This is a genomic window from Pseudomonas sp. 43(2021), from assembly GCF_017490805.1.
Classification (GTDB): Bacteria; Pseudomonadota; Gammaproteobacteria; order Pseudomonadales; family Pseudomonadaceae; genus Aquipseudomonas.
This window is the reverse complement of the sequence record NZ_JAFGYJ010000498.1, coordinates 1-453: the sequence shown is the minus strand read 5'-3', so window position 1 is coordinate 453 and position 453 is coordinate 1. Positions and strand designations below refer to the sequence as shown.

Annotated in this window: 1 protein-coding gene; it reads right to left on the bottom strand. The window is 54.7% G+C overall.

Annotated features, from left to right (window positions below; all coding sequences use genetic code 11):
- Positions 1–256 precede the first annotated feature (256 nt).
- The coding region (locus J5M71_RS28365; RefSeq protein ID WP_207838952.1) for a UDP-3-O-acyl-N-acetylglucosamine deacetylase at positions 257–453 on the bottom strand (197 nt) is incomplete at its 5' end.

Sequence of the window (453 nt, the reverse complement as noted above, 5' to 3'; positions counted from 1 at the left end):
AATTACTGTTTGCGGCGGACAAGGCGCTGTATCAAGCCAAGGAAGGCGGGCGCAATCGCGTTGTAGTGTCAGTCTGATGTTTCCAGGGTGATGGCGCCGCCGCCTTCGCGAGCAGGCTCGCTCCCACAGTTGGAATGCATTTCAAAGGTGGGAGCGAGCCTGCTCGCGAAGAAGCCTGATCAGGCACTAGAGAAACCACAGGCATAAAAAAAGGCCATCCGAGGATGGCCTTCAAAAAACTAGAGAGGTTTTTTACTTACACCGCCGCAACCGGGCGCATGTAAGAGATTGGTGCGGTGCTGGCGTCTTCGAACGTCACCACTTCCCAAGCGTCTGTCTGCTCAATCAATTTGCGCAGCAGCTGGTTGTTCAGTGCATGACCGGACTTGAAGCCTTTGAACTCACCAATCAGGCTGTTGCCCAGCAGGTACAGGTCGCCAATCGCATCGAGGA